Below are 26,609 nucleotides of genomic sequence, written 5' to 3' on the forward strand. Positions count from 1 at the left end.
CCGTCGGCCCCGCCGCCGGCGCTGTCACCAGCGGGGGTGGATGCTCTCGGCGGTGCCCCCGTCGGCCCCGCCGCCCCGCCGCCACGCCGAGACCCGCCACCGACGCCGACCCTCCGCACCAGGAGCTGACATGACCCGCCCCAACATCGTGTTCGTGATGAGCGATGACCACGCCGCCCACTCGATCTCCGCCTACGGCAGCCGGGTCAACACGACCCCGCACATGGACCGCCTCGCGCGCGAGGGCGCCCGGATGGACGCGGTGTACTGCACCAACTCCATCTGCACCCCCTCGCGTGCCTCGATCCTGACCGGCACCTACTCCCACATCAACCGCGCCCCCTCGATCTACTCCGAGTTCGACTACCGGGTGCGCACCTTCCCCGAGGTGCTCCAGGAGCGCGGCTACCAGACCGCGCTCTACGGCAAATGGCATCTCGGGCACACCGAGGTCTCCCGCCCGCGCGGCTTCGACGACTGGCGCATCTACCCCGGCCAGGGCGACTACATCGATCCCGTGATGAGCGGGCCCGAGGGCGAGGAGACCTTCGAGGGCTACGCGACGGACATCGTCACCCGCCAGAGCCTCGACTTCCTCGAACGCCGTGACCCCGAGCGGCCGTTCTGCCTGCTGGTGCACCACAAGGCCCCGCACCGTCCCTGGATCCCGCACCCCCGCTACGAGGGGATGTACGAAGCCGGCACCATCCCCGAGCCCGAGACCATGTGGGACGAGCACACCATGCGCGCGCAGGTGGTGCGCGAGGTGGCGATGCAGCTGGACGATCTGCGCCCCACCGACTACAAGGACGAGCTGCCCGCCGAGCTCGAGGGCGATGCAGAGGAGGCTCGGCGTGCCCGGTCGGCGTGGAAGTACCAGCGCTATATGCGCGACTACCTGCGCTGCGTCCAGGCCGTCGACGACTCCGTGGGCGAGATCCTCGACCACCTCGACGAGACGGGCCTGGCCGAGAACACGATCGTCATCTACACCTCCGACCAGGGCTTCTTCCTCGGCGACCACGGCTGGTTCGACAAGCGCCTGATGCTGGACGAGTCGCTGACCATGCCGATGCTGGTGCGCTGGCCCGCACAGATCGCGGCCGGCACGCGCCTGAGCGACATCGTCTCCAACGTGGACTTCGCTGCGACCCTCCTCGAGGCCGCCGGCGAGGACCCGGGCAGTCTCCCGGACCAGCAGGGCCGCAGCTTCCTGCGCCAGCTGCGCGGGCAGCAGGTGCCGGACTGGCTGCAGGCCGTCTACTACCGGTACTGGGAGCACGATGATCCCGAGCACCACGCCCCCGCCCACTACGGCGTGCGCACACCCACCCACAAGTACATCCGCTACTACAACGACGGGCTGGGCACCCCCGGCTCCTCGGACCGCATCATGCCTGTCGAGGACGAGCTCTACGACCTCGTCGCCGATCCCCGCGAGATGACGAACGTCGCCGCGGATCCCGCGTACGCGGAGGTGCTGGAGGAGCTGAAGGCGCTCACCGCCGAGCTGCAGGAGCAGTACGGGGATGCGCCCTACGAGGGGCCGGACACCCCGCGCCTGGAGTGGCCCACCGCCTGAGCGGGCGGGGTCCGGGGCTGCGAGGCTCAGAAGGGGAAGAGGCTCAGCATCCCCTGGCTCATCACCACGAAGAAGGTCAGGAATCCAAGCATCACCAGGCTGAAGACGATCTTCGAGAGCGGCCCCCATGGGGACAGGCTGCGCCCGTTCTTCGGCGCGATCATCCGCTCGGGACGGTCACGGTCATACAGCACCGGGACCTCCTGGCCGGAGCGGTCCAGCATGCCGATGTCTCCGCGCAGCGGAGTGGTGCGCACCGTCTGCCCGCGATCGGTGGTGAACTCGATCGTCTCGATCATCGTGGAGGTGCGGTTGTCCTTGCCGCCGCTGATGTGCAGATTCGCGGAGATCACGCGGCCCGTGGTGCGCTGACCCCGCGAGGCGAGGTTCATGCCGCGGAGCAGATTCCGCACCGCCGTGAACAGCATGAACAGCGCCACCAGCCCGATCAGCGCAGGCACCAGCACGAACATCAGGCTGAAGCCCTGAAACCCCATCGGACACCCTTTCCCCCAGGTCGATACCGCACCCAGCCTAGAACGCGGAGGCCCCTCGCGCGCGGCCGCGCCGAGGACTGGTCCTCCCCGGCCCGTGCTGCAGGTGGCGCCGTGACGGGTGCGTCGGCCGACGCCGCGCTCAGCGCACGGATTCGGCGTTCGGATGGGCGGTGACGTCGTGCTCCGCATCGCCCAGCAGGTGCGCGCCGCCGATCGGCTCGCTGATCCAGCCCTCCAGCTCCCAGCCCTCGTCCGGATGGCCGATGAGGGTGACCATGCCGGTGTTGAACAGCGGGCGGTCATGGCGCGTGGCAGGGCCGAGCCGCGCCGCGAGCGAGGCGAACACTCGGATCGCCGCGCCGTGGCTGACCACCGCGACCGTCGCCTCCTGCGCGTACAGCGAGGCGATGTGCCGCAGGGCCCCGGTGTAGCGGGCCCAGAACTCGTGACCCGTCTCGCCCCCGGGCAGCCGGCCATCGAGCTCGCCGCCGCTCCACAGCGACTGGTTGTGCTGATAGGCGTCGACCGAGGCCTCGTCCCGCTGCAGCTCCACCTCCCCGGCGTCGATCTCCTCGAGGCCTTCGGTCAGGCGCGGGCTCATCCCCAGCGCGGCGGCGAGCGGCGCCGCGGTCTCATGGGTGCGCAGCAGGCGCGAGACGTGCAGCCCCGCGATGTCCTCCCGGGCGAGCGCGCCCGGCACCGCCTGCGCCTGCCGGTGGCCGAGGGCGGTCAGCCCCGGCCCCGGGTAGCCGGTGTCGAGGATGCCCTGCACGTTGCTGGGGGTCTGGCCGTGACGGATCAGGAGAAGTCGCATGACCTGCACCGTATGCGATCTGGCCGGGCGCCGCGCACAGCGCCCACGCGAGCCGCAGGCCAGGTCGCGGCCCCGTCGGCCGGACCACCGCCCCGTCGGCCGGACCGCCGCCGCGTCGGCCGGCCTCAGCCCCGTCGGCCTCGCGTGCTGATCACCACGAGCGCGATCGCGAGCCCGAGCAGCCGCACCAGCGTGGTCCCGGCGAGCAGCACCGCGCCGCCCACCGCGAGCACCACCACTGTGCTCTGCGAGGCCGCGGGCGGACCGCCCGGCTCGCCCGTCGCGGGAACCTGCTGATCGGTGAGATCGGCCGGCTCACCCAGCAGCTCGGTGAGGCGCTCCTCGTCATCGGCGCCGCCGTCCATCGGAAGCGCGCACCAGGTCGAGCTGTACCGGCCGTCGGCCCCCGAGGCCCAGACCCGCAGCGTCGTCCCCTCCGGGATCCGTCCCAGCCCGCACGCGGTGGTCTGCTCATGCGTGCGGAACTCGATGGTGCGGGACTCCTCGCCCTTCCACACCGTGTTCACCGCCGCGAAGTAGGTGACGTCGCCGTCGATGTCCGAGAGCTCCTGCTGCACGGTGATCTCCGCGATCAGATCCGCGTTCTCGATCGCCTCTTCGAAGTCGTAGCCCATGCAGCTGCATGCGTATGCGGAAGGTGCTCCTACGAGCACCAGCAGCACGGCGCCGACGAGCACCGTCAGCAGCCTCGAGCGCGGCGGGGAGGAGGTGGTCGCCATCACAGCAGGATAGTCTCGCGGCAGCGCTACCGGCACCCGCACCAGCAGCGCCGTCGGCCGGTGCCCGAACGGCTCATGCGCGAGCGGCCGCGTGACCGTGTCACGCGGCAAGCCCGGGCTGCCGCACTTCCGGCACTACGGGTCGTCGTCGACGACACGGCACTCAAGTACTGCCCGGTCGGGCTCGAGCAGCTGGCCGACGGCTTCGAGGCCGAGCTCGTCGAGGCGGCAGAACGTGGTCAGGTCAGGAGTTGCGAACGTAGGGTGGTGCAAGTCGAGGTCTTCCGGCGGATGGGCAGTGTGAGAACTTCCATCCTGGAAGACCTCGACGCCTATCCACGAACCCGCCGCCGACCCTCGACTACACCCTCAATTTCGAAGGGCCGGTTTCGACCGTCGCGCGGAGGGTGTCTCCCTGCAGATCGCACACCCCTCCCTGCACAACGTCACGTGACGGCGCGACGCACCTCAGCTGCAATCCGCTCGTAGACGCCCTCGACGACGCGACGCGGGGCATCGGCGAGGTTGAAGCCGTGCCCGACGTCCGCGACGTCGATGTGCGCGGCGAGGGCGCCGGCCTCGCGCAGCCGGCACGCGAAGCGCACACCCTCGTCGCGCAGGATGTCGCGTTCGACGGTCACGACGACGGCGGGAGGCAGGCCGTCGAGCGTGCCGGATCCGTCGAGCGCGGGCGAGATGAGCGGATCTGCGCGGCGCGCGGGATCGGGACAGTACGCGCGGTCGAAGACCGGGCCGAGCGGGACGAGCAGCCACTCGGTACCGCGTCGCTTCTTGCGGAGCGACGAGATCGTGAGGTCGAGCGGCGGGTACAGCAGCACCTGCAGCGCGATGTCGGGGCCGCCCTCGTCGCGCGCGATGCGGGCGACGGCCGCGGCGAGGGATCCGCCGGCCGACTGCCCTCCCACGACGAGGCGCGCGGGCCACGGCCGCGCCGGATCCGCCGCCCACGCGGCCGCGTCATAGGCCTGCTCGACCGGCACCGGGAACCGCGCCTGGGGCGCCGTGTCGTAGTCGACGTTGACGACCGCGAGGCCGGTGTGCGCCGCGAGCCAGCGACAGAGCGGGTCGTCCTGCTCGGGATGCCGCATCACGAACCCGCCGCCGTGGAAGTTGACGTAGACGCCGGTCGGGTCGCCCTCGGGCGCGTACACGGTCGCGGCGAGGTCGCCGTGGCGGGTGGGGATCGTCTCGCAGGCGACGCGCGCCGGCAGGTCGGCGAACGCGAGATCCGGCGGGGCGAGGCGCGCGGGCGCCTTCTGGATCCCCTTCGCGACCCAGTCGGCCAGCCAGAGCGGAATCTGCATCGGGAACACCTCTGTTCGACGGCTGACTGCGAGCGTATCGGCCCGCGGGCGTTCCGAGCGCAGGAGGATTCGCCGAGAGAAGGACGGATCCGGCCGAATCGCCAGAGTTTCGGCGAATCTTCCTTCCCTCGGCGCAACGTGGATCCATGGCACCCTGGCCGCATGGGGTGGTGGCCGTTCACGAAGAAGCCGACATACGCGCTGGGCGACGAGCCGGGGCCGACGGTGGCCGAGCAGGTCGCGTCGCTCGAAGCGCTGGGGCTGCACCTGACGCCGGGGCTGACGCCCGAGATCCTGCGCCGGTCCATCAGCCGCAACCCGCCCGGGATCTCGCCGAACGCCTACGGTCAGACGGGCGCCGCGGCGCGCACGCTGCCGCCCGAGCCCTACCGCCAGGGCGCCTACTGGCGCCTGCTCGCCGACCGGCACGGCCTCGGCAGCTACGGTTGCGGAGCACCGGCGATCTGGCACGAGGCGGTGCTGCTGCCGGAGGCGGGGCCCGTGCGGACCGAGGTGGGTCTGCAAGAGACCGTCGCGCGCATCGCCGAGCGCGCGACCGAACCGTTCGACGAGGATCCGCGGGAGGTCGAGATCCTCGCCTTCGCGCGCGACGATGACGGGTGGACCGCCGACGTGCGCGTCGGCGAGCGCACGCTCTCGTGGGGGCGCGGCACGACGCACTGGGACATCTGGGACGACGTGCTCGACGCCGTGCGCCCGCCCGGACTGACGCCGGTCGACCTGGTCGACGACGCTCCGTCGAAGGTTGACTGGGACGTCGTGCACAGCAAGCTCGTGTTCTGGATCCGCGACGAGCACGTCGATGCTCTGCGCGCGATCGCGCGCACGTACCTCCTGCCGCTGCGCGACGCCGAGGCGACGTGGTGGGACACCGTGCGAACGTCGCCCGGCGTGCCCGCGACCTTCCCCGGCGACAACGTCTTCACGCTGCCGCGCGGCTACCTCACGAGCGGGCTGTCGGATCCGGCCGACCTGGATCCGTACGCCCCTCCCCTCGCTCCGATCCCGACCGCCGAGGAGCGCGAGATCCTCGAGGACTTCGGGATCCGCGTGCTCGGCGACGTCGAGGCCTCCAACGAGAAGCGGATCACGACGCAGGGCGTGCGGCGACGCGGTGCGAACAAGCACTTCTTCGGGCCGCTCGATGGGCCGGTCATCGGCCTGCTGCGGGCCGGCACCCGCCCCGCGTTCAATCAGCAGGCGAAGAGCGTGTGGCCGCCGCCGCACCTCGATCGGCTTTCGCGCGTCTTCTCCGAGACCGCGTCGCACGCGACGGTGCGCACGCGACGCCTCGACCACGCCGACATCGTGCGTCAGATCGTCGGGAACATCGCGCTCGCGGCAGGCGCGGTCGAGCGGATCGGGGCGATCGACGTGGCGGACCTCGACGACGACGGCGTGATCGCCGCCGAGGTCGAGATCGACGGAGAGCTCCGCCGATTCGAGACCCCGCCCACGATCGACCCGACGGAGCACTGGCCGAAGACCCCGCTTCTCCCGCTCGTCGTCGACATCGCGAACGCGCTGCGCGGGCCGGATCAGGTGTGGGTGGATCCCTACGACAAGCTGCGCGAGCACGATCGCGACGGCGAGGGCGGCACCTTCCTGCTGCTCGCCCGCGCCGATGTCGACCGCTTCCGCGCAGACGTCTTCGAGCGCTTCATCGCCCCCGCGACCAGCCCCGCCGCGTGGGCAGCCTGGGAGTGGGAGCGAACCGATCGCAGCACCCTCGAGGACGTGGCCCGCCACCGCAAGCGCCACGCCTGAGGGGACGGGCCCGCGCGTGCTCCGAGCGCAGGAAGATTCACCGAGAGAAGGGCGGATCCGGCCGAATCGCCATCCCCACCGCACCTCGTCCCGTCGCTTCGCGCCGGCACGAGCCTCGCGTGCGGCGTGGGCCCATCCTCGGCGAATCTTCCTTCTCTCAGCGCAGCGGGGGTCCGCGTCCGCCCGATGCGCGACTACATTGCCCTCATGGATAGCACCGATGTCGGGCTCACCAGCGAAGCAGGCCTCGAGGCACTCGTGCGCGAGGGAATCGCCGTGCCCCCAGCCGCACCTCGAGCAATGCAGCTTCCGCACGCCGTTCACGCGAGCGGATCTGTCAGCGATCTCATTGCCGATCAGCGCCGCTGAGCGATACGTGTCGGCTTCGACACGGAAATCCGCCGCGCCGCCGCGTCAGCGCCCGAACCGCTGCTGCGCCGCCTGCCGGGTGACGCCGAGCGCGGCGCCGATCATCGTCCACGAGTCTCCCGCCGCGCGAGCCGCGAGCACCGCCGCCGCAAGCTCTTCCTCGGCCGCGTCGAGACCTTCGCGCGCTGCGATGATGCGCCGGAAGTGAACGGCATCACGCGCCGGCGTGACCGCAAGGTCGAGGCCGTCGAGACCCGTGTCGTCAGAGGTTGTCTTCATAGGTAGTCATAGAACTTCGGCCGGAGCCGATCGGCATGGATGATCCGCGCCGGCGCATCCGCAATGATGTCAACTCCCCCTTGACGCGTCAACCCCTGATTGACGCAATTCGGCGCCCCCGACAAGTCTTACGCCCGCCGCCACTCGCGCGGAGTTATCCACAACCCTCACCGCACCCGATACGCTCCCCGCATGGCCGACTTCCTCGCATATCCGGCTCTTCGGAATCAAGGGTGTAGGTGAGGTCTGAAGCCTCCGGCTTCGAGCAGCGATCTCGCGATGTAGTGGGTGAGGTTTCGGAACCCGAGTGCGGAGCCGCGGAGGTGCTCGAGGCGGCCGTTGATGGCCTCGGTGGGGCCGTTGCTGGTGCCGGGCCGGTCGAAGAACGCGAGCACGTCGGCGGCGCGTTGCTTCAACGTCCGCCCGAGTCGGCGGATCTCGGCGAGAGCGGCGGGGACGCCGCTGGTGACGGCGTCGATCACGGTCCGCATCATGGCCTTGGCCTTGTTCTTGTCGGGTTCGCGGTAGGCCGCGACGATGCGCTGGTAGATGCCCCAGGTCGCTTCGACCTCGACGTGCTCCTCGGCGGCGAACACCGCGTCGAGGCGGGCGGTCTGCTTCTCGGTGAGGAAGCTCGCGCCGGTGTGGAGGGTGCGGCGGACACCGTAGAGCGGGTCGCCGGCGTGACCCCGGTGGCCGAGGGTGTCCTGCTGGACGCGCTGCCGGGTGCGGTCCAGGGCGTCGCCGGCGAGGCGGACGACGTGGAACGGGTCCATCACCGGGACAGCGTCGGGGAGTTCCTCGGCCGCGGCAGTCTTGAACCCGGAGAACCCGTCCATCGCGACCACCTCGATCTGCTTCGACCAGTCCGCGGGCCGGGCGGCGAGCCACTGCTTGAACACCTGCTTCGAGCGGCCCTCGACCATGTCCAGCAGCCGTGCCGGGCCGGTCTTCTCGCGGGCCGGGGTGAGGTCGATGATCACGGTCACGTACTTGTCGCCGAGCCTGGTGTGTCGCCAGACATGCTCGTCGACACCGATCGTGGTCACCCCGTCGAACCTGGTCGGGTCGTCGATGAGCCGCCGCTTGCCCTCGGCGAGGATCGCGGTGTTCGCGGTATGCCACGACACCCCGAGGCCTGCTGCTGCGCGGGAGACGGTGAGGTGGTCGACCACGATCGCGGTCAGTGCCCACCCGATCCCGCCGCGGGAGATCTTCGCCCGCGGCGCCGCCGCCTTCGACGTGTCCTGCCGCCAGGTGCGCCGGCAGTGGCCACACCGGTAGCGGCGCACCCGCACCAGCAGCGCCGTCGGCCGGTGCCCGAACGGCTCATGCGCGAGCGGCCGCGTGACCGTGTCACGCGGCAAGCCCGGGCTGCCGCACTTCCGGCACTACGGGTCGTCGTCGACGACACGGCACTCAAGTACTGCCCGGTCGGGCTCGAGCAGCTGGCCGACGGCTTCGAGGCCGAGCTCGTCGAGGCGGCAGAACGTGGTCAGGTCAGGAGTTGCGAACGTAGGGTGGTGCAAGTCGAGGTCTTCCGGCGGATGGGCAGTGTGAGAACTTCCATCCTGGAAGACCTCGACGCCTATCCACGAACCCGCCGCCGACCCTCGACTACACCCTCAATTTCGAAGGGCCACTTCTCTGCCAGAGCGCCTCGTATTCCGCCAGTACTCGACCAGCTGAGCCGGTGCAGGGCCACATGCACCGGCGCTGGACCCGGTGTGTCGGGCCGTAACTCGGCGTGGCACGTAGAGGTGCGCTGGCCCGGGCCCGCCTCGCCGGCGCCGCAGAATTGCGGGCTGAGGACCGATGCGTCGATGCACACCGGTCCTCAGCCCGCGAAAGTGAGGAGCGTGCCTCGGAGGCCGAGCGTGCCTCGGAGGCTGAGCGCGCTTCAGAGGCTGATGACGTCCGCCATCTTGCCGGTGCGGGAGGACTCGTAGGCCGCGAGGATCACGCCGAGCACGCTCACGCCCTCCACCTCCGTGTTGATCGGACGCTCGCCGCTGATCAGGCAGTCCACGAAGTGCGCGATCTCGGCGGAGAAGGTCTCCACCTGCTCGTGCTCGAACACCTGCTCCTCCTCGCCGCGCACCTGCACGCGCAGGGTGGAGCCGTCGGAGCTGAGCGAGCCCTTCTCGCCCACCACGGAGAAGCGGTCGGTGCCCGGTGCGGCCTGGTACGCCCAGGAGGTCACCATCTGGCCCACTGCGCCGCTGTCGAAGCGCACCAGCACCTGCGCCGAGTCCTCGCCCTCCATGAACTTCAGGCGGTGCGTGGACAGCATCGCGAAGGCGCTGGTGGGGACCGCGCCCGCGAGGTGCAGCATCAGGTAGGTGGGGTGGTAGCCGGTGTCGATCAGCTCGCCGCCGCCGGAGGTCGCGGCGTTCGCGCGCCAGCCCATCGAATCGGGGTCGAAGTCGTTGTAGAACGAGTCGGTGGTGCGCACCTCGTAGACCTCGCCGAGGGTGCCCGCGTCCAGGATCTCCTTGGCCTTCGCGACGGCCGGCATGAACAGCTGATTGTGCGCGCACATCAGCGTCACGCCCGCCTTCTTCACGGCCTCGCTGACCTGCTTGGCCTCCTCGGGGGTGAGGCACAGCGGCTTCTCGCACAGGATGTGCTTGCCCGCCTCGGCGGCCGCGAGGATCGCGGGGGTGTGCAGGTGGTGGGGGAGGCAGATGTCGACCGCGTCGACGTTCTCGTCCTTCACCAGCTCCCTGAAGTCGGTGTAGCCCTTCGCGCCGGTCTCGGCCTCGCGGCGGGCGAGCGCCTCGGGGTCGACGTCGGCGATGGCGGTGACCTTCGCGCGGTCCGCGACGGTGGCGTAGGCGTTCAGGTGCGCGGTGGCGATGCCACCGCCGCCGAGGATGCCGATGCGGACGGGGGAGGGGACGGTGCTGGTCATGGAGGCTCCTGCTTCTGCGATGGTCATGAGGTTCGTGGGGTGGATCGGATCTGGGATGCTGCGGGCTCAGGCGGCCGCGGAGTTCGCCGAGGCCACCAGAGCGGTCAGGGCCTGGGCGCGCTCGAGGTTCTCGGTGGTGTCCTCACCGGTGCGGATCGCGTCGACCCACTGCGCGAAGGGGTTCTCCGCATCGGCCGGGACGTCGAGCGGGACCGGTCCCTCGCCGGTGTCGACGCTGGTGCCGCCGTCGGCCCCGAGCCCGTGCTGGAACGAGCCCTTGGTGCCCTGCACCTCGATCGAGAAGGGGCTCGTGGGGGTCACGAACCCGGTCTCGATCACGCCGATCGCGCCGTCGGTGCCGGTCACGGTGACCACGGCGTTGTCCTCCACGCCGCGGCCGGTCATGTCGGTGTAGGTCGCCGAGCGCACCTGCACGTCCGTGCCCAGGATCAGCTGGGTGAGGTAGACGGGGTGGGCGGCGAGGTCGCTGAACGCGCCGCCGATCGCGGCGACGGGATCGTAGAACCGGGCCGGCAACCAGTCGGCGGTGGAGCCGTTGTGCGCCAGGCGCACCCGCGAGTAGGTCAGGCGGCCGAGCCGCCCCTCCTCGAGCACGCGCCGCAGCGCGAGCGCGTAGCCGTGGGCCAGGCGAGGCAGGGAGACGGTCAGCCGCACCCCTGCCTCGCGCGCCGCGGCGATCAGCTCCTCGCCCTCGGCGACGGTGGGGGCCAGCAGCTTCTCGGTGAACACGTGCTTGCCCGCCGCGATCGCCTTCCCGATCACCTCGCGGTGCACGTTCGTGGCGGTGGTGACGGTGACGCCGTCGAGGTCCTGCCTGGCCAGCAGCACCTCGAGGTCCGGGGCGAACTCGACGCCGAGGGACTCGGCCAGGGCGCGGCCGCGCTCCGGCTCCTCGTCCCAGACGGCGACCAGCTCGGTGCCGGGATGCTGCTGGGCCTCCCGGGCGTACTCCTCGGCATGGACGTGCCAGGCCGAGAGCGCTGCGATGCGCAGTGGTGCGGTCATGCTTCCTCACGATCATTGGGATGGTTCACGGCTCGCCCGCAGGTCTTACCGCCGCACGTGGTTCCGGGGCCGGGGCCCCGCCGCGCCTGCCCGGCTCAGTCGGGCAGGCGAAGATTCGGATCCGGCTGGCCGAAGCCCTCCGGCAGCTGGAACGGACAGAACTGCTGCATGGTGGGGTCGACGTAGGCCTGGGCCTCCTTGACCAGGTTCTCCGGGGTGTCGGAGGCCTGGTTGAGGCTGCCCTGCATCGTCATCATCGCGTCCCAGAGCTTGGTGCCCACCGGCAGCGGCGGGCGCGACTGTGCCACATCCAGCAGCTCCACGAAGAACCGGATGTCCTCGTTCCAGCCCTCGGGATCAGCGACGGTCTCGAGGTTGGTGGGGATGCGGCTGATGCCGCGCATCATCGTCTTCTGCCCCTCGTAGCCGGCGTAGTAGGACATGAACCGCCACGCCGCCTCGGACATCGACGCCCCCTTGGGCATGGTCAGCGCGAAGCCGCCCGCCCAGGTGAAGGGCTCATCGCCCGCGTTCGGCACCGGCAGGTGGGTGACGGTGTAGTTCATGTCCGGCTTGTAGTCCGCCTGCCCCTGCACTCCCCACGGGCCGGTGATCTGGAACAGCTGCCGGTCCGAGAAGAAGGAGGTCTGGGTGGGCGGGGCGTTGGGCGGCTGGTACGTCGCCTTGAAGGCGTCCAGGCGCGGGAAGTTCAGGCGCTTGACCCAGTCCGCGTACATCGTCGCGACATCCAGCATCGGCTGCTCGTCCAGCAGCATGCGGCACTCGGCGTTGTCGTACAGCGGGACACCGTTCGCGATCGCCCACATCAGCAGCGAGGCCTGGTCATCCCACGGGATCCAGGTGACCCGCTCGTAGGAGCCCCGCGCATCCTGCACGCTGACCTCGTCGTGGATCTCCCACATCTGATCGTAGGAGAGGGGCCCGTTTTCCGGATCCAGCAGCGCCCGATCGATGCCCGCCTCGTCCGCGAGGTCGAGGTTGACGTACATGCCGCGGGTGTCGGTGTCCATCGGCAGGCCGTAGTAGTGGCCGTCGTAGAACAGCTCGTCGGTGGCGAACTTGACCCAGCCGGCCATGTACTCCTGCGGGCTCATCCCCTCGTGCTCCTCGATCAGCCCATCGATCGGCTCGAGCAGCCCCAGGGAGGCGAACTGCGAGGTGTTGAAGCGGTCCATGAAGTAGACATCCGGGCCGGTGCGCCCGCGCACGGCGGTGATGACGCTCGAGGCGTCGCCTTCACCGTTGGAGGGCACCTGGGAGACCTCGACCGTGATGTCGGGGTTCTCGGCGGTGAACGCCTCGATGATCTCGGCCTCGACGTCCGCGTCGGAGGCCCAGATGCCCCACAGCCGCACCACGTTCGGGTCGCGGTCCGCGCCGGTGGGGCGGTCGGTGCAGCCGGTGATCGCGCCGCCGGCGATGGAGACGGAGGCTCCGGCGCCCAGGGCCTTGAGGAGTGTCCTTCGATCGATCACTTGAAACCTCCCAGGGAGATGCCGCTGATGAAATAGCGCTGGAACAGGAAGAAGAGGATCACCAGCGGGAGCACCACCAGGAACGAGGCCGCCATCAGCAGGCTGAACGGGACGTCCTGGGCGTTGACGGAGCGGAACACCTCCATACCGATCGAGAGCGTCTGCAGCTCGCGGTCCTGCAGGTAGATCAGCGGGCCCATGAAGTCGTTCCAGGTGCCCACCGCGGCGAAGATCGCCACCACGGTCAGCGCCGGGCGCGTGGCGGGGAAGACGATCCGCCAGGCGATCGACCAGTCGCTCGCGCCGTCCACGCGGGCCGCATCGAGCATGTCCCGCGGGGTCTGCAGCATGAACTGCCGCAGCAGGAAGGTGAAGAACCCTCCCGCGAACAGCGCGGGCAGGATCAGGGGCGCCCAGGTGTTGACGAAGCCGAGCGCCGCCCACATGTCGAACATCGGGATCAGCGTGACCGGGAACGGCAGGAACAGGGTCGCCAGCACCACGAAGAACACCTTGTCGCGGCCGGGCCAGTCGATGCACGAGAAGCCGTAGGCGACGATGAAGTTCGAGATCACCGAGAACACCACCACGCTGATCGTGATGATGGCGCTGTTGCGGAAGAACAGCCAGAACGGCATCACCGTGGTGGCCTCACGGAAGTTGCTCCAGTGGAACTCCTGCGGGAACAGCGTGGGCGGGACCATCGCGAGCTCCTCGGGGCCCTTCACCGCCGAGATGAGCATCCAGTACAGGGGGAGCGAGAACAGGGCCAGCACCGCCAGGATCACCAGGCGTGAGATCCAGGCGCTGAGTCCGGTGGGGCGGGAGCCGTCGGGGTTGCGGCCGTAGTCGGAGCGCGACTTCAGCGGGCGGGCGGTGTCCGCCGCAGTCGCCGGAGCGCTCATCTGAGTGATTGCCATGATGTGTGCCTTCCTCTCAGCCTGCGGCCACGTCGTAGTTCACGAACCGGCGCGAGAGCCAGTAGATGAGGCCGGCCAGGAGCATGCCGAACAGGAACAGCAGCACCGCGAGCGCCGAGGCGAAGCCGAGCTGACCGTAGGAGAAGGCGTTGCGGTAGAGGTACAGCATGTAGAACAGGGTCGCGTTGTCCGGACCGCCGTCGGTCATGATGTACGCCTCGGTGAACACCATCATCGCGCCGGAGACGCCCGTGATCAGGTTGAACAGGATCGTGGGGGTCAGCAGCGGGAGCGTGATCGCGGTGAACTGCTTCATCCGCCCGGCGCCGTCGATGCGCGCCGCCTCGTACAGGGTGGAGGGGATGTTCCGCAGGCCCGCCAGGTAGATCAGCGCCGCGTTGCCGGCGGCGAGCTGCGCCATCAGGATGATCACGATCTTCGCGTAGCGCGGCTCGCCCAGCAGGTTCGTATCCGGCATCCCGAACAGCCCCAGCACCTGGTTGACGATGCCGAACTGGGGGTTGACGAACACGATGAAGATGAACGACATCGCGAACATCGGGATCAGCGAGGGCAGGTAGAGCAGGGTGCGGTAGATCGCCACCTCGCGCACGTTGCGGTTCATCGCCAGCGCCAGCAGCAGTGCGACCACCAGGCCCAGCGGCACGGAGATCAGCATGTAGTAGACGGTGTTGCCCACCGAGGTGCGCACCAGCGGGTCCAGGAACGCGGAGACGTAGTTCTGCAGGCCGATGAAGGTGGGGGTCTGCATGCCCGAGTACTGGGTGAGGCTGATGCCGAAGGAGTACACCAGCGGGTAGATGACGAACACCGCCACGCCGATGATCCACGGCGAGATGAACAGCAGCCCCACTCGCAGGTTCCGCTTCTCGCGCCGGCTCAGCGGGCGCCGACGGCGGCCGCCCGTGCCGGGCGGTCCTTCTGATGCTTCGCGTGTCGGGGTTCCCCGGGACTGTGCGGGGCCGACCGCGGCGATCGCATCGCTCGCGCTCATGTCTCTCCTTCCGATGCACCGCCTCGTCGCGGTGCGTTCACGGGGCGGGACGGAGTGCTCCCGCCATGGCTGTCCGAAGGGGATCCGATGATCCCTGCGCCATGGTGAGGTAGATTACTCACACTGATTGACTTAATCAACGGGTCACGGCCGACGAATTCCAGCGCGGCCCCGATCGCCCCCGCGTATCGTGCGCGGCAGCGGGGGAGATCTGCCCGTCTCCGCCCGGCGGGGGACCAGCTCACGGAAGGGGGCGGCATGCGCGGAACGTCGATGGCCGACATCGGCTCCTACAACGAGCGGCTCGTGCTGCAGATGATCCGCGCCGCGCCGATGGGGATCTCCCAGTCCCAGGTGGTGCGCGGCAGCGGCCTGTCCCGCCAGACCGTCTCCCTGATCGCCCGCCGCCTGCTGCGCGACGGACTGATCGAGACCGCCGGCCAGCGCATCTCCGGCCCCGGCAAGCCCACCACGATCCTGCGCATCGTCGCCGAGTCCCGCTGGACCATCGGCCTGCACGTGGACCCCGCGCACCTCACCGTCGTGCTGTGCGACCTGCAGGGCGAGGCCGTGGACTCGACCACCCTCGCCGCCCCCACCGAGGACGCCTCCGCGGATCTGGACCGCATCGTCACCGAGATCGAGCGGCTGCTCGCCCTGCACGACGCCACCCCGATCCACGCGCTGCCGGACCTCCTGCCCGGGCACTCCGCCGACGGCGAGGAGCAGGGGGTGCCGACGCCGCCCCGCAGGGTGGTGCTGGGCATCGGCGTGGCCGCCCCCGCCCCGCTCGACGTCGCCGCAGGCGTGATCCGCACACCGCCCTGGCTGCCCGGCTGGCACCAGATGCCGATCGTCGAACGGCTCGAGGCCGCCACCGGCCTGCCCGTGCTCCTGGACAAGGACACCAATGCGGCGCTGACCGGTGAGATCTGGGCCGGGCACCTCCCCTCCGAGCAGACGGTGCTCTACCTCTACCTCAGCCACGGCGCGGGCTCCGCGGTGAGCGCCGACGGCCGCGTCCATCGCGGCGGCAGCACCCAGGCGGGGGAGATCGGGCACCTGCCCACGGGCCTCACCGACGAGCGCTGCCGCTGCGGGCGATACGGCTGCCTGAACCTGTTCACCGATGCGCGGCGCATGGTCGAGCGGGCCACCACCGCCGGCGCGGAGATCAGCCCCGATGACCTCCCCGGCGCCGTGGACGCGCTCGCCGCCGCGGCGCAGCGCGGCGATGCCGCCGCCCTCCGTGCCGTCGAGGCGCATCTCCAGGCTGTGGTCGCCGCGCTCGACATCCTCGCGCGCGTCCACGATCCTCAGCGGATCATCGTGGGCGGTCCCGTGCTCGCGGCCCTCCAGCCCCTGGCCGCGCAGCAGATCCGTGCCCGCACCGCGGAGTGGCTCGAGGGCTCGGGATGCTCCTTGCACTTCTCCGAGCTCGGCAACGCCGCCGGTGCGATCGGCGCCGCCTGCCTCTTCCTCGAGGAGGAGCTCTCGCCCCGCCGCGGGTTGAGCGCCCGGGCCAGGGGGCGCGCATGAACCGCCCTGCCGCTGACACCCCAGCCGACACCTTCGTGCCGCGCGAGCGCCGACGCGGCACCTGGCTGGTGGAGACCCTCGAGCACGTCTACGCGGTGGTGCGCATCCAGCTCGCCTGGCTCGCGCTGACCCTGCTGGGCCTGGTAGTGCTCGGGATCGCCCCGGCCACCTGCGCCGCGGCCGACGCCCTGCGCGCCCAGCGCCGCGGCGAGCTGACCCGCGCGCTGCCGCTGATGTGGGCCAGCTGCCGGCGAGAGCTGCTCCCCGCCACCGCGCGGATGCTGCCCCTGCTGGTGGTGCAGCTGCTGGCGCTCGCGATGCTCTGGCAGGCCGCGGCGGGCCTGGGCAGCAACCCCGCGGTGATGGCCGTGCTCGGCACCCTCGCCGCGATCGCGGCCGGCTGGGCGGCGGTCTCTCTCGCCGCGATCGCTGTGGCCCCGCGCGTGCGGGACCAGCACCTGCTGGTCACCTGGCGTCTCGCCCTGCTGATGCCCGGCGCCGTCCCGTTCCGCAGCTTCGCGCTGGTGGCGCTGCTGGCCGCTTGGGCCGTGCTGTGCAGCCTGGCCTGGCCGCTCGCCCTGCTGCTCGGCGCGGGCCTCGCGATCGACATGGCCGTGGGCCTGCTCGGCCGGCGCATCACCGTGCTCCTCGAAGACCTCAGCGGCCAGGCCCCCGCCCGACTCTGACCCCTGCCTTCCCCAACCCCTGCCCGTCCCGACCTCGACCGTCCCGACCTCGACCGTCCCGCACCGCGACCCCTGACCAAGGAGCACCCATGTTCTCGACCCTCTCGCCCGGCGCCCTCGGACTCGACCTCGACCACGCCCGCGCCGTGGAGCTCGCCGCCGCCCACGGCTTCGGCGGCGTCGACCCCGACCTCGGCCACCTGCGCAGCCTTGGTGCCTCCGGCGCCGCCGAGCACGGCGCTGCGGTGAAGGAGAAGGGCCTGCAGTGGGGCATGGCCGGTCTGCCCATCGGCCTCGACGCCCCTGCCGAGGAGTTCCGTCGCGCCCTGGTGGATCTGCCCGCCGATCTCGAGCTGCTCGCCGCGGCGGGCGTGACGCGCCTGGGCACCTGGATCCGCCCGATGCACGACGAGCTCGACCACCGCCAGAACTGGCGCCTCCACCAGGGCCGCATCGCCCTGGTCGCGGCGCTGCTCGAGGACGCCGGCCTGCGCCTGGGCCTGGAGTACATCGGCCCGAAGACCTTCTGGTCCACCGAGCGCTTCCCCTTCATCCACTCCCTGCGCGAGGCGCGCGAGCTGATCGCCGAGACCGGCGCGCGCAACGTCGGCCTCATCCTGGACACCTACCACTGGTACACCGCCGGGGAGGACGCGGAGCAGCTCGCGGGCCTGACCGATGCCGACATCGTCTCCGTCGACCTCAACGACGCCCGCGCGGACCGTGAGCGGGACGAGCAGCAGGATCTCGACCGCCGCCTGCCCTTCGACACCGGGGTGATCGACCTCGACGGCTTCCTCCGCGCCGTCGGCGCCGCCGGCTACACCGGCCCGGTGAAGATCGAGCCGTTCATGGCCACCCTCGCCGAGCGGCCCGTGGACGAGGTGCTCTCGCAGATCTCCGGCCTGCTGGACCGCGCGATCGCGGTCGGCGAGCAGCGCTGAGCGCCCCGGTCCGGGCCGCCTCGGCGCGGACGCCACCGCCGCTGCGCGCCGAGCGCTGATAGGTTCACCCACCATGCCCGACCTCGCCGTACTCGTCCCCACCCTGAGTCCGGCCTCCTGGGCACTGGTCATCGCCGCCGCCTTGATCGTGGGCTTCGCCAAGACCGCCCTGCCCGGAGCGGGCACCATCGCCGTGGGCCTGTTCGCCCTGGCCATGCCCGCCAAGGAGTCCACCGCCGCGCTCCTGCTGCTGCTGATCGTGGGCGACATGATGGCGCTGTGGGTCTATCGGCGTGAGCCGGACTGGCGCACGCTCGTCAGGCTCCTGCCGAGCGCCATGATCGGCGTGGTCATCGGCGTGTTCTACTTCGCCCGCGTGGACGGCGACGGGGTGCGCCTGACAATCGGCGTGATCCTGCTGGTGCTCGTGGTCGTCACCGTCGGCCGGCGCCGGCTCGCCCAGCGCCGCGACGCCTCCGGCGCGGCAGGGGACCGGCTGCCGCCCACCCGTGCCGCGGCGGCCGGCTCCCGTCCCGGCGCCGCCGCGACCGCGCAGGGCATCGGCTACGGCCTTCTCGGCGGCTTCACCACCATGGTCGCCAACGCCGCCGGGCCCGTGATGTCGCTGTACTTCTACGCGATGCGCATGCCGGTACTGACGTTCCTGGGCACCTCCGCCTGGTACTTCGCGATCGTGAACCTGTTCAAGGTGCCGTTCTCCGCCGGGCTGGGCCTGATCACCCGCGACACCCTGGTGATGGACGTGATGCTGATCCCCGCGGTGTTCCTGGGTGCCTACGCGGGCGCGAAGGTGGCCCGGCGCATCCCGCAGAAGGTGTTCGAGAACCTCGTCCTGGTGCTCACCGTCGCCGCGGCGATCGGCCTGCTGGTGGTGTGAGCGGGCCTCCTCCGCCGGCCCCTGGCTCCGGGAGTTCGTGACGGAGCACGACCTCCCGCTGCTGGCCCTCAAGGGGGGACTACGGACCCAGCAGCGGCGCCGCTGCTGGAGGATCCGCCGCGCCGGCTGCGCCTCGCGCACGAGGTGCCTCGCCTGCTGCACCGCGGCACCCTCGCCCCCGGCCCGGAAGCGCTTCCCGCCTAGACTGGGCAGGTGACCACCCCCGAGGCGGCCGATCCCGCGTCCACCCCGAAGAGCCGGTGCACCGCCGGAGCCCGCATCACCCTGACCCTCGCGTCCCTGGGCATGCTCGGGCCCTTCACCATCAACACCGTCTTCCCCGCGTTCACCCAGATCGGGGACGAGTTCGGCGCCTCCGAGGTGGTGCTGCAGCAGCTGATCAGCGTCTACCTCGCCTCCTTCGCGGTGATGAGCGTGTTCCACGGACCGCTCTCCGATGCGCTGGGCCGCAAGAAGGTGATGCTCACCGGGCTCGCGATCTACATCCTGGCGATGTTCGGCGCGATCTTCGCCTCCGGGATGGGGATGCTGATCGCGCTGCGCGTGCTGCAGGGCATGAGCGCGGGCGCCGCCACGATCGTCTCCCGCGTGGTGATCCGGGACCTGTTCGCCGGGGCCGAGGCGCAGCGCCTGATGGCGCGGGTGATGATGATCTTCGCGCTGTCGCCGGTGATCGCCCCGATGCTCGGCGGCTGGCTGCTGCTGCTCGGCGACTGGCGCTGGGTGTTCGCGGGCGTGGGCCTGTACGGGGTGCTGGTGATGGTGCTGACTGCGCTGATGCCCGAGTCGCTGCCGCCGGAAGCTCGCACCCCGCTGCGGCTGGGCGCGGTGCTCGGCTCGCTGTGGCAGGTGGGGCGCTCGCTGACGATGGTGCGGATCGCAGCGGCGACCGCCTTCGGCTTCGCCGCCCACTTCGTGTACGTCGCCGCCGCCCCGATCATCGTGGCCCGCCTGCTGGGCCTGGGCGAGCAGGACTTCTGGGTGCTGTTCGGCCCGCTGATCGTCGGGATGATGGCCGGCTCCTACGTGGTGGGCCGTGCGGCCGATCTGATGGACCGCGCCCGCCTGATCACCCTCGGCTACCTCGGCACGCTGATCACCGGCACGCTCAACGTGGTGCTGGTGATCGTCTTCCCCGACCCCTCCGGGCAGCTGGACCTCTCACTGGTGCCGGTGCTGATCGGGCCGATGCTGATGTCCTTCACCGCCTCCCTGTTCTTCGCCCCCGTCCAGCTGGAGATCCTCGACCTGTTCCCGCACCAGAGCGGCGCCGCCGCCTCGCTGGGCACCTTCTTCACCCTGGTGATGAACGCCCTGCTCTCCGGCGTGATCGCCCCGCTGATCACCCCGAACCTCACCGTGGTCGCGATCGCGGCGCTGATCGGCGTGGTGATCGGTGCGCTGCTGTGGGCCTGGCACCTCGCCGACCGCCGCCGCCTGCTGCCCGCCGCTCCGGACTGAGATCCCGTTTCGGTCAACTCCTCGCATGGACCACCCTTCGCGGGAGACCATGGAGCATGTCGTTCGACCTGGACCCCCTCGAACTGCTCGCTGCGGTGCTGATGGCGGCGACGCTCGCCGTCCCGCTCGCGTTCCCGCTCGCCGCCGGGATCGTCACCGCCCCCGCCCGTGCCTGGAACCGCACGGGCCTGGCGATGGGCGTGAGCCTCCTGCTGGGCGTGCTCCTGGCCGTGGCGAGCGCCTTCGTGGGCCTCGGGCCGCTGCAGCTGCTGGCCGGGATCGGAATGCTGCTGGGGCTGACCTGCGCGATCGCCGCTGCGGTGATGATCGTGGTGCTGGAGGACGGGACCGTGCTGTCCACGGTGCTGGGGATCCTCGCCTGCGTGCTGGTCGGTCTGGGCGAGCCGATCCAGACCGTGCCGACGATCTTCGGACTGAGCTCCTCGCTGCTGGTGGTGATCGCCGCAGTGGTGGTCGAGGCGGTGGTGTTGGTCGCGCTGGTGGGCTTCCTGGTCGCCGCCGCCCGGCGGGTGCGGGCGCTGCAGATCGGCGTCGCCGCCGGCGGTGCGGTGGCCGCGCTGCTGCTCGGGGTCGCGGCGCTGCTGCACGTGATCGGCCTGGCCACCGACGCCTCGCCCCCGCACCTGCCGCTGCCTGCCACGCTCATCGCAGCGCTGGCTGCCTTCGTGATCGGCTCTGTGGTCGCGGGCGTGCTCGGCACGGTCACGGCGCGCCGGCAGCGGGTCACTGCCGGGGAGGCCTGAGCGCGCCGTCGCCCCGCTCAGCGCAGAGCTTCGACGCGCTCCCGCAGCGCCCGGAACCAGCGCAGCTCGTACGCGCTGCGGGGCATCGCGAGCGCCTGCTCGCACCACTGCAGCACCTGCTCACGCTCCCAGTGCCCCTCCCGGATCAGCCGCGGAACGAGGTGCCGGCCCAGGCTCAGTCCGGGCATCGTCTCGTCCCGCTGCGCGGTCGACGCCCCCGAGCGGCCCTCGACCGTGAACAGCAGCGGCAGCGTGGTCCCGATCAGCACCGGGTGCTGGTCGAGGTATCCGGAGAGGTCATGCTGCGCGATGAGCAGCAGCACTGCGCCGCGCTGGGTGGGCGGCGGGACCAGGCCCTGCTGCGCCCAGTCGAACATTGCCTCGACGCCGCGCAGCCGGTCCCAGGCCCTGGGGTTGCTGAGGAAGGCCTGCGACCACACCTCCACGAAGACGTCCAGCTGCTCGGGGAACAGCCGTGGGATGAGATCCCTCGCCACCGGCAGCTCGATCGGATGGACCCGCTTGGCTGCGATCTGCGCTTCGCGGGTGCCCAGCCTCGCCACGGTCGCGGCATCCCAGTGCGCCTGACGCAGCCTGCCCACCCAGCGCCCCTGGGGATCGCGGGCGCTGTCCGGGGACAGGTCGATGCCGTCGGCCGCCTCCCGCAGCGCCGGGGTCCAGGCGCGCCTGCGCTGCGCGGGGGGCAGCGGCTCGAGCACCTCGAGCGCATCGAGCGGCCGACCGTTCCGCACCGCGACCAGCAGGGCCTCGGCGGGGAAGGGCGCACCTGGGGCAGCCAATGCAGGGGGCCTATGTTCTGAGCCAAGCCGCGAGAGCGGCCGGCTCAGGCGTCGGGGCAGGTATGGATGCTTTGTAGTAGGTGCTGTTGACAGCCGTCGCGGAGCATCGCGAAGATGACGTTGCAGTGGCGGCGGGCCAGGCAGATCACGGCAGCGTTGTGGCGCTTGCCCTCGGCTCGTTTGCGATCGTAGTAGGCCGTGGAGATCGGGTCGGAGTGCGAGGCGACCCAGGCGGAGTAGAACAGCGCGTTCTTCAACCGCTTGTTACCTGAACGCGCGGGGAACTCGCCGCGGATCGAGGTGCCGGATCTTCGCGTGACCGGCGCGATTCCGGCATAGGCCGCGAGGTGGCCTGGGGTATCGAACGCGGAGCCGTCGCCGATGTTCAGGAGAATCTGGGCGGCGGTCTTGATGCCGATCCCCGGCATGCTCATTAAGACCGAGGCGAGAGGAAGTCCCCCAGCATGGTCTCGACCTCCCTCGCCACGGCCGCTCGCTGCTCCTTCAGCTCCTTCACCTGACCGGCGACTCTGGGAATCACGAGTCCCACTGCCGCGGTTGCCGGCACGATCACGGTCTGCTCCGCGAGCGCGGTGAAGATCTGGTCGATCAGCGCTTCGGGGTCACGGCGCGAGTGGGCCCGGGCGAACCGTAGGACCCTGCTTCGACCTGCAGTCTTGAACTTGGTCGGGCCGCCGAACTTCTCCAGCAGGTCCAGCACGAGTCCGGTCGATAGGGTCCCGCCGACGAAGGCGCGTTCGAGCGCTGGGCGGATCTGTGTGAGCAGAGATTGGATCCGGTTCAGCGCCCGGGTGGTCTCGTGGGCGAGGTCTTCGTCGAAGCCGGCGAGGACCTTCAGGGCGGAGAGGATGTCGTTGTCGCGATCGACCTGCCGGAGGGTGCGGGGCATGGTGCGGGCCGCGTCAGCGATGATGAATGCGTCGCGCGCGTCGGTCTTTGACCTGCACGGATAGAGGTCTGCGGCCTTCCGCATCGCCAGACCGGGCAGGTAGGCGACAGAGCAGCCAGAGTCGCGGGCGACCGCGATCGGCAGTGCTCCGATGGTGTTGGGCTGGTCGACGACCATCAGTACTTCGCCGTGGTTCTGTAGCTGGGTGAACAGCTCACGGAGCTTGGTCTCGTCCTGCGGGAGGGGCTTGTCGAACAGCTTGTTCCCGTCCGGGTCGAGCGCGCACGCGTGGTGGGCGGTCTTCCCGACATCCAGACCGATGACGACCGCGAATCGGGGCGTGTCAGATGGTCTGTGTAAGCCGTACCGAGAGGAACGGTAAGAATCATGACCATGACGGACGAGAAGAAGCAGGGCGAGCCATCGGGCCAGGACTTGGTCGAGCAGCTGAAGGCCTCTGGCCAGCTTGATGCCCTCTTCGAGCAGATCGATGCCGGGAAGGTCGAGCTGACCGGCGATGGAGGGTTCGTGCCCGCGCTGGTCAAAGCAGCGCTCGAACGCGGACTGCAGGCCGAGCTGACCAGCCATCTGGGCTGTGAGAAGGGCTCGAGCGAGGCGTCGAAGCACTCCAACTCCCGGAACGGGACCACGTCGAAGAAGGTCGAGTCCGAAGTCGGACCGATCCAGCTCGACGTCCCCCGGGATCGGGGTGGGTCGTTCATGCCGCGCCTGGTCCCCAAGGGTCAGCGGCGGCTGGGAGGCCTTGATGACATGATCATCAGCCTCTATGCCGGCGGGATGACGATCCGGGACATCCAGCACCATCTGGCCTCCACGCTCGGCACGGATCTGTCGCACGAGATGATCTCCAACATCACCGACGCCGTCAGCGAAGAGGTGCTGGCCTGGCAGTCGCGGCCGCTGGAGGAGTTCTATCCGGTGATCTATCTCGACGCGATCCGGATCAAGATCCGAGAGAACAGCCAGGTCATCAACCGTGTCGCCTATATCGCCGTCGGCGTGGACCTCGAGGGGATCAAGCACGTGCTGGGGATCTGGGTCCAGGACACCGAGGGCTCGGCGTTTTGGGCCCACGTCTGCGCGGACCTGGCCAACCGGGGCGTGCGGGACGTGCTGATCGTCTGCTGCGACGGCCTCAAGGGCCTGCCAGAGGCGATCGAGGCGACCTGGCCGGACTCGATGGTCCAAACCTGCGTCGTCCACCTGATCCGGGCCGCGATGCGGTTCGTGGCCTACTCCGACCGCAAGAAGGTCGCCAAGGCGCTCAAGCCGATCTACACCGCACCCAACGAGGAGATCGCCCGGAAGGCGCTGGCAGAGTTCGAGGCCTCCGAGCTCGGGAAGAAGTACCCCTCCGCTGCTACGACCTGGGCGAACTCCTGGGAGCGGTTCATTCCGTTCCTGCAGTTCCCGCCGATGTTGCGCAAGGTCATCTACACGACCAACTGAATCGGCCCAGGTTTTCTGCCGCTACTTTGCGGGTTCGGGCTCTCGGGCGAGGGCCTCGTAGTGGAGCGCCTCGGACTCTACCGGGGTCAACATCCCCAGGGAGCCGTGGAGGCGTCGGTTGTTGTACCAGTCGACCCAGCCGGCAGTCGCGAACTCGACGTCCGAGAGCGTCCGGAACGGGCCGTGGTGGAAGACGGTGGTGCGGATTCACTCGGTCTTGAACAGCCCATTGACCGTCTCCATGAGCGCGTTATCGAACGCATCGCCGACGGTCCCGATCGAGGGAGCGATGCCCTCGAGGTCGAGGTGCTCGGTGTACCGGATCGACGTGTACTGCGATCCGGCATCGCTGTGCGCCACCAAAGAGCCTGGTGAGACCTGGTTTCCCTCGCGTTCCCGCTGCCACAGCGCGATCCGCAGTGGCGTCATGACGAGATCGGTGCGCATGCTCGAGGACGCGTGCCAGCCCACGATCCGCTGAGCGAACACGTCGACGACGAAAGCGACGTACACGAACCCGGCCCAGGTGCGAACGTAGGTGAAATCGGTGACCCAGACCAGGTTCGGAACCGGGGCCGTGAAGTCGCGATTGAGCAGGTCACCCGCCCGTTTCCCATTAGGGTTCGGGATGGTGGTGCGCAGCTTCTTCGCCCGCCGAATACCTTCGAGGCCGAGGGTGCGCATCGCCCGGTCCACCGCCCCACGGGAGGTGCCGGCCAGGCCTTCCTGACGGCGGAGCAGCGCGACCCACTTCCGGCGCCCGTAGAGGCCTTCAGGGGTCATCTGCCACCGCTGGGTGGTGGCGTTGAACGTCCAGGCCAGCTCACGGATCTTGTCCTCGACCAGAGCGTCTGTGACGGTGCGGGCCGCGATGCGGGGCGGTCTCTTCCAGGCCCGGTAGGTGCGTGCAGCGATCTTCAGGCCCTGCTGGCGCAGGACGCGGAGGATCGGCTCGACTGCATACCCTTCGGCTCTCATCTCGTCGATGAACGCGCAGATCAGCGGTTTCGGGGGTCGAGCTCCCCCGCGAAGAAAATTGAAGCCCGGCGGAGGATCTCGTTGTCCTCCCGCAACCGCTTGTTCTCGGCCTTCAACCGTTTGACCTCGGCAGACTCCTCGGTCGTGACGCCGGGACGGGTTCCGTCGTCGACCTCGGCCTGGGCCAGCCAGCGCCGCACGGACTCGCGAGAGACGCCCTCTTGACGGGCCACCGCAGCGGTGGCCGCGGTCAGGGTGGGGTACTCCTGCTGGTGCTCGCGCACGAGCCGCACGCACCTCGCGCGCAGCTGGGGATCGATCTTCTTCGGCATGCTGTCCATCCTTCCGGACTCAAACAGCAGCGGCATCAAACCCGGGCCGATTCAACTCGCCTCATGGGACGCTCGCGACTTGGAAGCCGTGAGGTCCGAGTTCCGTGAGTCTGTCGCGCAGCAGTGCCCCAATCTCCGCGCGCCGTTGCTCGTCCATCCGCTCGATTGGGCCGGTGATGCTCACTGCGAAGGAGCGTCCTCCTGGTCGAGTGAGGGCGACCCCCACGCAAGCAATACCGGGCTCGTTCTCCTCAACCTCAATAGACCAGCCACGTGCAGCGGTATCGGCAATCACTGACTCGAGCCGAGGCAGAGAGATGACGGCCCCCGGGCTCTGCTGAGGATCTTCGGTTGCTCTCGAGTACGGAGCTAGAGCCTGGCCGTTCACCCCGTCGGCGGCCAACATCGCCCTTCCCATGGCTGTCCGGGCTGCGAGGGCACGACTGCCCACGCGGGACCAAACTCTGAGCGCACGCTCGGGTTCGACTTTGTCCAGGTAGAGAACGTGGGCTCCATCCAGGCGTCCGAGATGGACCAGCTCTCGAGCTTCCTGTGAAATTGCGGCGAGCGCTGGTGCGAGCAAGAGTGCCATGTTCTCCTCCTGCTCGAAACGGCTGGCCAGAATTGGAAGTGCGCTGCCGAGACGATAGTTCTGCTCAGGTAGCACCTGTTCGGCGAATCCTCGGTACATCAGAGCTCGTAGTAGGCGGTGCACCGAGGCCTTGTTGAGCGCGCTCTCCGAGGCGATCTCGCGCAGTGTCATCCCCGTTGGTCCAGCCCCGGCAAGGATCTCTAGAACGATAAGCGCTCTGTCGACACTGCCGACGGGGGAAGATTCGGGCGGAGGCGAGATGGTCATAGAGTAATCAATTCTAAGAGTCATTGGGGAGGAGCCTCATTGCTTGGTATGCCATTCGGAGCGAATGGCTCAGAAAGGCAATTCCACCTCCAGTGTAAAAGCGACATGTTTCAGAATCGGTCGAGAGCGATCACTTGCCTGCGGCAAGCCAACTGATCGCCAAGTTTCATTTCAATTGGGGG

At 69.7% G+C, this 26,609-nt stretch carries 21 protein-coding genes and 5 pseudogenes; 10 read left to right on the top strand and 16 right to left on the bottom strand.

Translation table 11 applies throughout. The features are described from left to right. Positions 1 to 130: 130 nt before the first annotated feature. Complete coding sequence (locus BN4251_RS17580; protein ID WP_087486272.1) at positions 131 to 1,582, top strand: sulfatase family protein; 1,452 nt, start codon at positions 131 to 133, stop codon at positions 1,580 to 1,582. Positions 1,583 to 1,608: 26 nt separating this feature from the next. Here BN4251_RS17580 and BN4251_RS17585 read toward each other — a convergent pair whose 3' ends face one another. The 5 genes and pseudogenes from BN4251_RS17585 to BN4251_RS17600 all read right to left on the bottom strand — a co-directional run bounded on the left by BN4251_RS17585 (position 1,609) and on the right by BN4251_RS17600 (position 4,958). After that, a complete protein-coding gene (locus tag BN4251_RS17585; protein WP_087486273.1) occupies positions 1,609 to 2,079 on the bottom strand; it encodes a DUF3592 domain-containing protein in 471 nt (156 codons plus the stop codon). A 139-nt stretch (positions 2,080 to 2,218) separates the two neighbouring features. Continuing rightward, the gene (locus tag BN4251_RS17590) at positions 2,219 to 2,893 is read right to left on the bottom strand and encodes a histidine phosphatase family protein (RefSeq protein WP_087486274.1); all 675 of its coding nucleotides are present in this window, start codon (positions 2,891 to 2,893) and stop codon (positions 2,219 to 2,221) included. A 125-nt stretch (positions 2,894 to 3,018) separates the two neighbouring features. Continuing rightward, a complete protein-coding gene (locus BN4251_RS18395; protein WP_170931928.1) occupies positions 3,019 to 3,633 on the bottom strand; it encodes a hypothetical protein in 615 nt (204 codons plus the stop codon). Positions 3,634 to 3,666: 33 nt separating this feature from the next. Beyond that, positions 3,667 to 3,906, bottom strand: a pseudogene (locus BN4251_RS17595) (ISL3 family transposase); the annotation flags it as partial. Positions 3,907 to 4,079: 173 nt separating this feature from the next. Continuing rightward, positions 4,080 to 4,958 carry an alpha/beta hydrolase gene (locus BN4251_RS17600; protein WP_087486275.1) on the bottom strand — a complete coding sequence of 293 codons (879 nt, stop codon included), beginning with the start codon at positions 4,956 to 4,958 and terminating at the stop codon, positions 4,080 to 4,082. A 162-nt stretch (positions 4,959 to 5,120) separates the two neighbouring features. On the opposite strand from BN4251_RS17600, the gene BN4251_RS17605 reads away from it, so the two are divergent. Beyond that, entirely contained in the window at positions 5,121 to 6,746 is a 1,626-nt protein-coding gene (locus tag BN4251_RS17605; RefSeq protein WP_087486276.1) for a hypothetical protein, read from the top strand. A 207-nt stretch (positions 6,747 to 6,953) separates the two neighbouring features. Then, positions 6,954 to 7,115, top strand: coding sequence for a hypothetical protein (locus BN4251_RS18400; protein ID WP_170932019.1), 162 nt, complete (start codon positions 6,954 to 6,956; stop codon positions 7,113 to 7,115). Positions 7,116 to 7,160: 45 nt separating this feature from the next. On the opposite strand, the gene BN4251_RS17610 is transcribed toward BN4251_RS18400, so the two are convergent. The 7 genes and pseudogenes from BN4251_RS17610 to BN4251_RS17640 form a co-directional block, all read right to left on the bottom strand. Continuing rightward, the gene (locus BN4251_RS17610; RefSeq protein ID WP_087486277.1) at positions 7,161 to 7,394 is read right to left on the bottom strand and encodes a hypothetical protein; all 234 of its coding nucleotides are present in this window, start codon (positions 7,392 to 7,394) and stop codon (positions 7,161 to 7,163) included. 227 nt (positions 7,395 to 7,621) lie between these two features. After that, positions 7,622 to 8,923, bottom strand: a pseudogene (locus BN4251_RS17615) (ISL3 family transposase). 371 nt (positions 8,924 to 9,294) lie between these two features. Then, positions 9,295 to 10,308, bottom strand: a complete 1,014-nt coding sequence (locus tag BN4251_RS17620) for a Gfo/Idh/MocA family protein (protein WP_087486278.1) — start codon at positions 10,306 to 10,308, stop codon at positions 9,295 to 9,297. 66 nt (positions 10,309 to 10,374) lie between these two features. Continuing rightward, positions 10,375 to 11,334, bottom strand: a complete 960-nt coding sequence (locus BN4251_RS17625; RefSeq protein WP_087486279.1) for a Gfo/Idh/MocA family protein — start codon at positions 11,332 to 11,334, stop codon at positions 10,375 to 10,377. Positions 11,335 to 11,429: 95 nt separating this feature from the next. Continuing rightward, a complete protein-coding gene (locus tag BN4251_RS17630; protein ID WP_087486280.1) occupies positions 11,430 to 12,830 on the bottom strand; it encodes an extracellular solute-binding protein in 1,401 nt (466 codons plus the stop codon). Continuing rightward, entirely contained in the window at positions 12,827 to 13,750 is a 924-nt protein-coding gene (locus tag BN4251_RS17635) for a carbohydrate ABC transporter permease (protein WP_087486281.1), read from the bottom strand. Before BN4251_RS17635 ends, BN4251_RS17630 begins: the two co-directional genes overlap by 4 nt. Before the next feature lie 16 nt (positions 13,751 to 13,766). Further along, positions 13,767 to 14,765 carry a carbohydrate ABC transporter permease gene (locus tag BN4251_RS17640; protein WP_087486282.1) on the bottom strand — a complete coding sequence of 333 codons (999 nt, stop codon included), beginning with the start codon at positions 14,763 to 14,765 and terminating at the stop codon, positions 13,767 to 13,769. A 258-nt stretch (positions 14,766 to 15,023) separates the two neighbouring features. Here BN4251_RS17640 and BN4251_RS17645 point away from each other — a divergent pair, with 258 nt between their 5' ends. From BN4251_RS17645 to BN4251_RS17670, 6 genes are all read left to right on the top strand, one after another. Further along, entirely contained in the window at positions 15,024 to 16,304 is a 1,281-nt protein-coding gene (locus BN4251_RS17645; RefSeq protein ID WP_087486283.1) for an ROK family transcriptional regulator, read from the top strand. Further along, a complete protein-coding gene (locus BN4251_RS17650) occupies positions 16,301 to 16,990 on the top strand; it encodes a DUF624 domain-containing protein (RefSeq protein WP_087486284.1) in 690 nt (229 codons plus the stop codon). Before BN4251_RS17645 ends, BN4251_RS17650 begins: the two co-directional genes overlap by 4 nt. 89 nt (positions 16,991 to 17,079) lie before the next feature. Next, positions 17,080 to 17,934, top strand: a complete 855-nt coding sequence (locus tag BN4251_RS17655) for a sugar phosphate isomerase/epimerase family protein (RefSeq protein WP_087486285.1) — start codon at positions 17,080 to 17,082, stop codon at positions 17,932 to 17,934. A 73-nt stretch (positions 17,935 to 18,007) separates the two neighbouring features. Next, positions 18,008 to 18,832: a sulfite exporter TauE/SafE family protein gene (locus tag BN4251_RS17660; protein WP_087486286.1), complete on the top strand. Its 825-nt coding sequence runs from the start codon at positions 18,008 to 18,010 to the stop codon at positions 18,830 to 18,832. A 213-nt stretch (positions 18,833 to 19,045) separates the two neighbouring features. Continuing rightward, complete coding sequence (locus BN4251_RS17665) at positions 19,046 to 20,314, top strand: MFS transporter (protein ID WP_245810411.1); 1,269 nt, start codon at positions 19,046 to 19,048, stop codon at positions 20,312 to 20,314. 56 nt (positions 20,315 to 20,370) lie between these two features. Continuing rightward, on the top strand, positions 20,371 to 21,078 hold the full coding sequence (locus tag BN4251_RS17670) for a hypothetical protein (RefSeq protein ID WP_087486287.1): 708 nt from the start codon (positions 20,371 to 20,373) through the stop codon (positions 21,076 to 21,078). A gap of 17 nt (positions 21,079 to 21,095) precedes the next feature. Here BN4251_RS17670 and BN4251_RS17675 read toward each other — a convergent pair whose 3' ends face one another. Together BN4251_RS17675 and BN4251_RS17680 are read right to left on the bottom strand one after the other, a co-directional pair. Next, entirely contained in the window at positions 21,096 to 21,878 is a 783-nt protein-coding gene (locus tag BN4251_RS17675; protein ID WP_140398472.1) for a hypothetical protein, read from the bottom strand. A 10-nt stretch (positions 21,879 to 21,888) separates the two neighbouring features. After that, a pseudogene (locus BN4251_RS17680) lies at positions 21,889 to 23,109 on the bottom strand (IS110 family RNA-guided transposase). 72 nt (positions 23,110 to 23,181) lie between these two features. On the opposite strand from BN4251_RS17680, the pseudogene BN4251_RS17685 reads away from it, so the two are divergent. Next, a pseudogene (locus BN4251_RS17685) lies at positions 23,182 to 24,255 on the top strand (IS256 family transposase); the annotation flags it as partial. Positions 24,256 to 24,279: 24 nt separating this feature from the next. Here BN4251_RS17685 and BN4251_RS17690 read toward each other — a convergent pair. Both BN4251_RS17690 and BN4251_RS17695 read right to left on the bottom strand, forming a co-directional pair. Continuing rightward, positions 24,280 to 25,568 (bottom strand): annotated as a pseudogene (locus BN4251_RS17690) (IS3 family transposase). Between the two features lie 61 nt (positions 25,569 to 25,629). Beyond that, on the bottom strand, positions 25,630 to 26,427 hold the full coding sequence (locus BN4251_RS17695) for an IclR family transcriptional regulator (protein ID WP_087486289.1): 798 nt from the start codon (positions 26,425 to 26,427) through the stop codon (positions 25,630 to 25,632). Between the last annotated feature and the right edge of the window lie 182 nt (positions 26,428 to 26,609).

Source organism: Brachybacterium massiliense (assembly GCF_900184245.1).
Lineage (GTDB): Bacteria > Actinomycetota > Actinomycetes > Actinomycetales > Dermabacteraceae > Brachybacterium > Brachybacterium massiliense.

Bases quoted from the DNA above. Each gene is read 5' to 3' on its own strand.
- BN4251_RS17580 (WP_087486272.1), top strand. From the start codon at position 131: ATGACCCGCCCCAACATCGTGTTCGTGATGAGCGATGACCACGCCGCC.
- BN4251_RS17585 (WP_087486273.1), bottom strand. From the start codon at position 2,079: ATGGGGTTTCAGGGCTTCAGCCTGATGTTCGTGCTGGTGCCTGCGCTG.
- BN4251_RS17590 (WP_087486274.1), bottom strand. From the start codon at position 2,893: ATGCGACTTCTCCTGATCCGTCACGGCCAGACCCCCAGCAACGTGCAG.
- BN4251_RS18395 (WP_170931928.1), bottom strand. From the start codon at position 3,633: ATGGCGACCACCTCCTCCCCGCCGCGCTCGAGGCTGCTGACGGTGCTC.
- BN4251_RS17600 (WP_087486275.1), bottom strand. From the start codon at position 4,958: ATGCAGATTCCGCTCTGGCTGGCCGACTGGGTCGCGAAGGGGATCCAG.
- BN4251_RS17605 (WP_087486276.1), top strand. From the start codon at position 5,121: ATGGGGTGGTGGCCGTTCACGAAGAAGCCGACATACGCGCTGGGCGAC.
- BN4251_RS18400 (WP_170932019.1), top strand. From the start codon at position 6,954: ATGGATAGCACCGATGTCGGGCTCACCAGCGAAGCAGGCCTCGAGGCA.
- BN4251_RS17610 (WP_087486277.1), bottom strand. From the start codon at position 7,394: ATGAAGACAACCTCTGACGACACGGGTCTCGACGGCCTCGACCTTGCG.
- BN4251_RS17620 (WP_087486278.1), bottom strand. From the start codon at position 10,308: ATGACCAGCACCGTCCCCTCCCCCGTCCGCATCGGCATCCTCGGCGGC.
- BN4251_RS17625 (WP_087486279.1), bottom strand. From the start codon at position 11,334: ATGACCGCACCACTGCGCATCGCAGCGCTCTCGGCCTGGCACGTCCAT.
- BN4251_RS17635 (WP_087486281.1), bottom strand. From the start codon at position 13,750: ATGGCAATCACTCAGATGAGCGCTCCGGCGACTGCGGCGGACACCGCC.
- BN4251_RS17640 (WP_087486282.1), bottom strand. From the start codon at position 14,765: ATGAGCGCGAGCGATGCGATCGCCGCGGTCGGCCCCGCACAGTCCCGG.
- BN4251_RS17645 (WP_087486283.1), top strand. From the start codon at position 15,024: ATGCGCGGAACGTCGATGGCCGACATCGGCTCCTACAACGAGCGGCTC.
- BN4251_RS17650 (WP_087486284.1), top strand. From the start codon at position 16,301: ATGAACCGCCCTGCCGCTGACACCCCAGCCGACACCTTCGTGCCGCGC.
- BN4251_RS17655 (WP_087486285.1), top strand. From the start codon at position 17,080: ATGTTCTCGACCCTCTCGCCCGGCGCCCTCGGACTCGACCTCGACCAC.
- BN4251_RS17660 (WP_087486286.1), top strand. From the start codon at position 18,008: ATGCCCGACCTCGCCGTACTCGTCCCCACCCTGAGTCCGGCCTCCTGG.
- BN4251_RS17670 (WP_087486287.1), top strand. From the start codon at position 20,371: ATGTCGTTCGACCTGGACCCCCTCGAACTGCTCGCTGCGGTGCTGATG.
- BN4251_RS17695 (WP_087486289.1), bottom strand. From the start codon at position 26,427: ATGACCATCTCGCCTCCGCCCGAATCTTCCCCCGTCGGCAGTGTCGAC.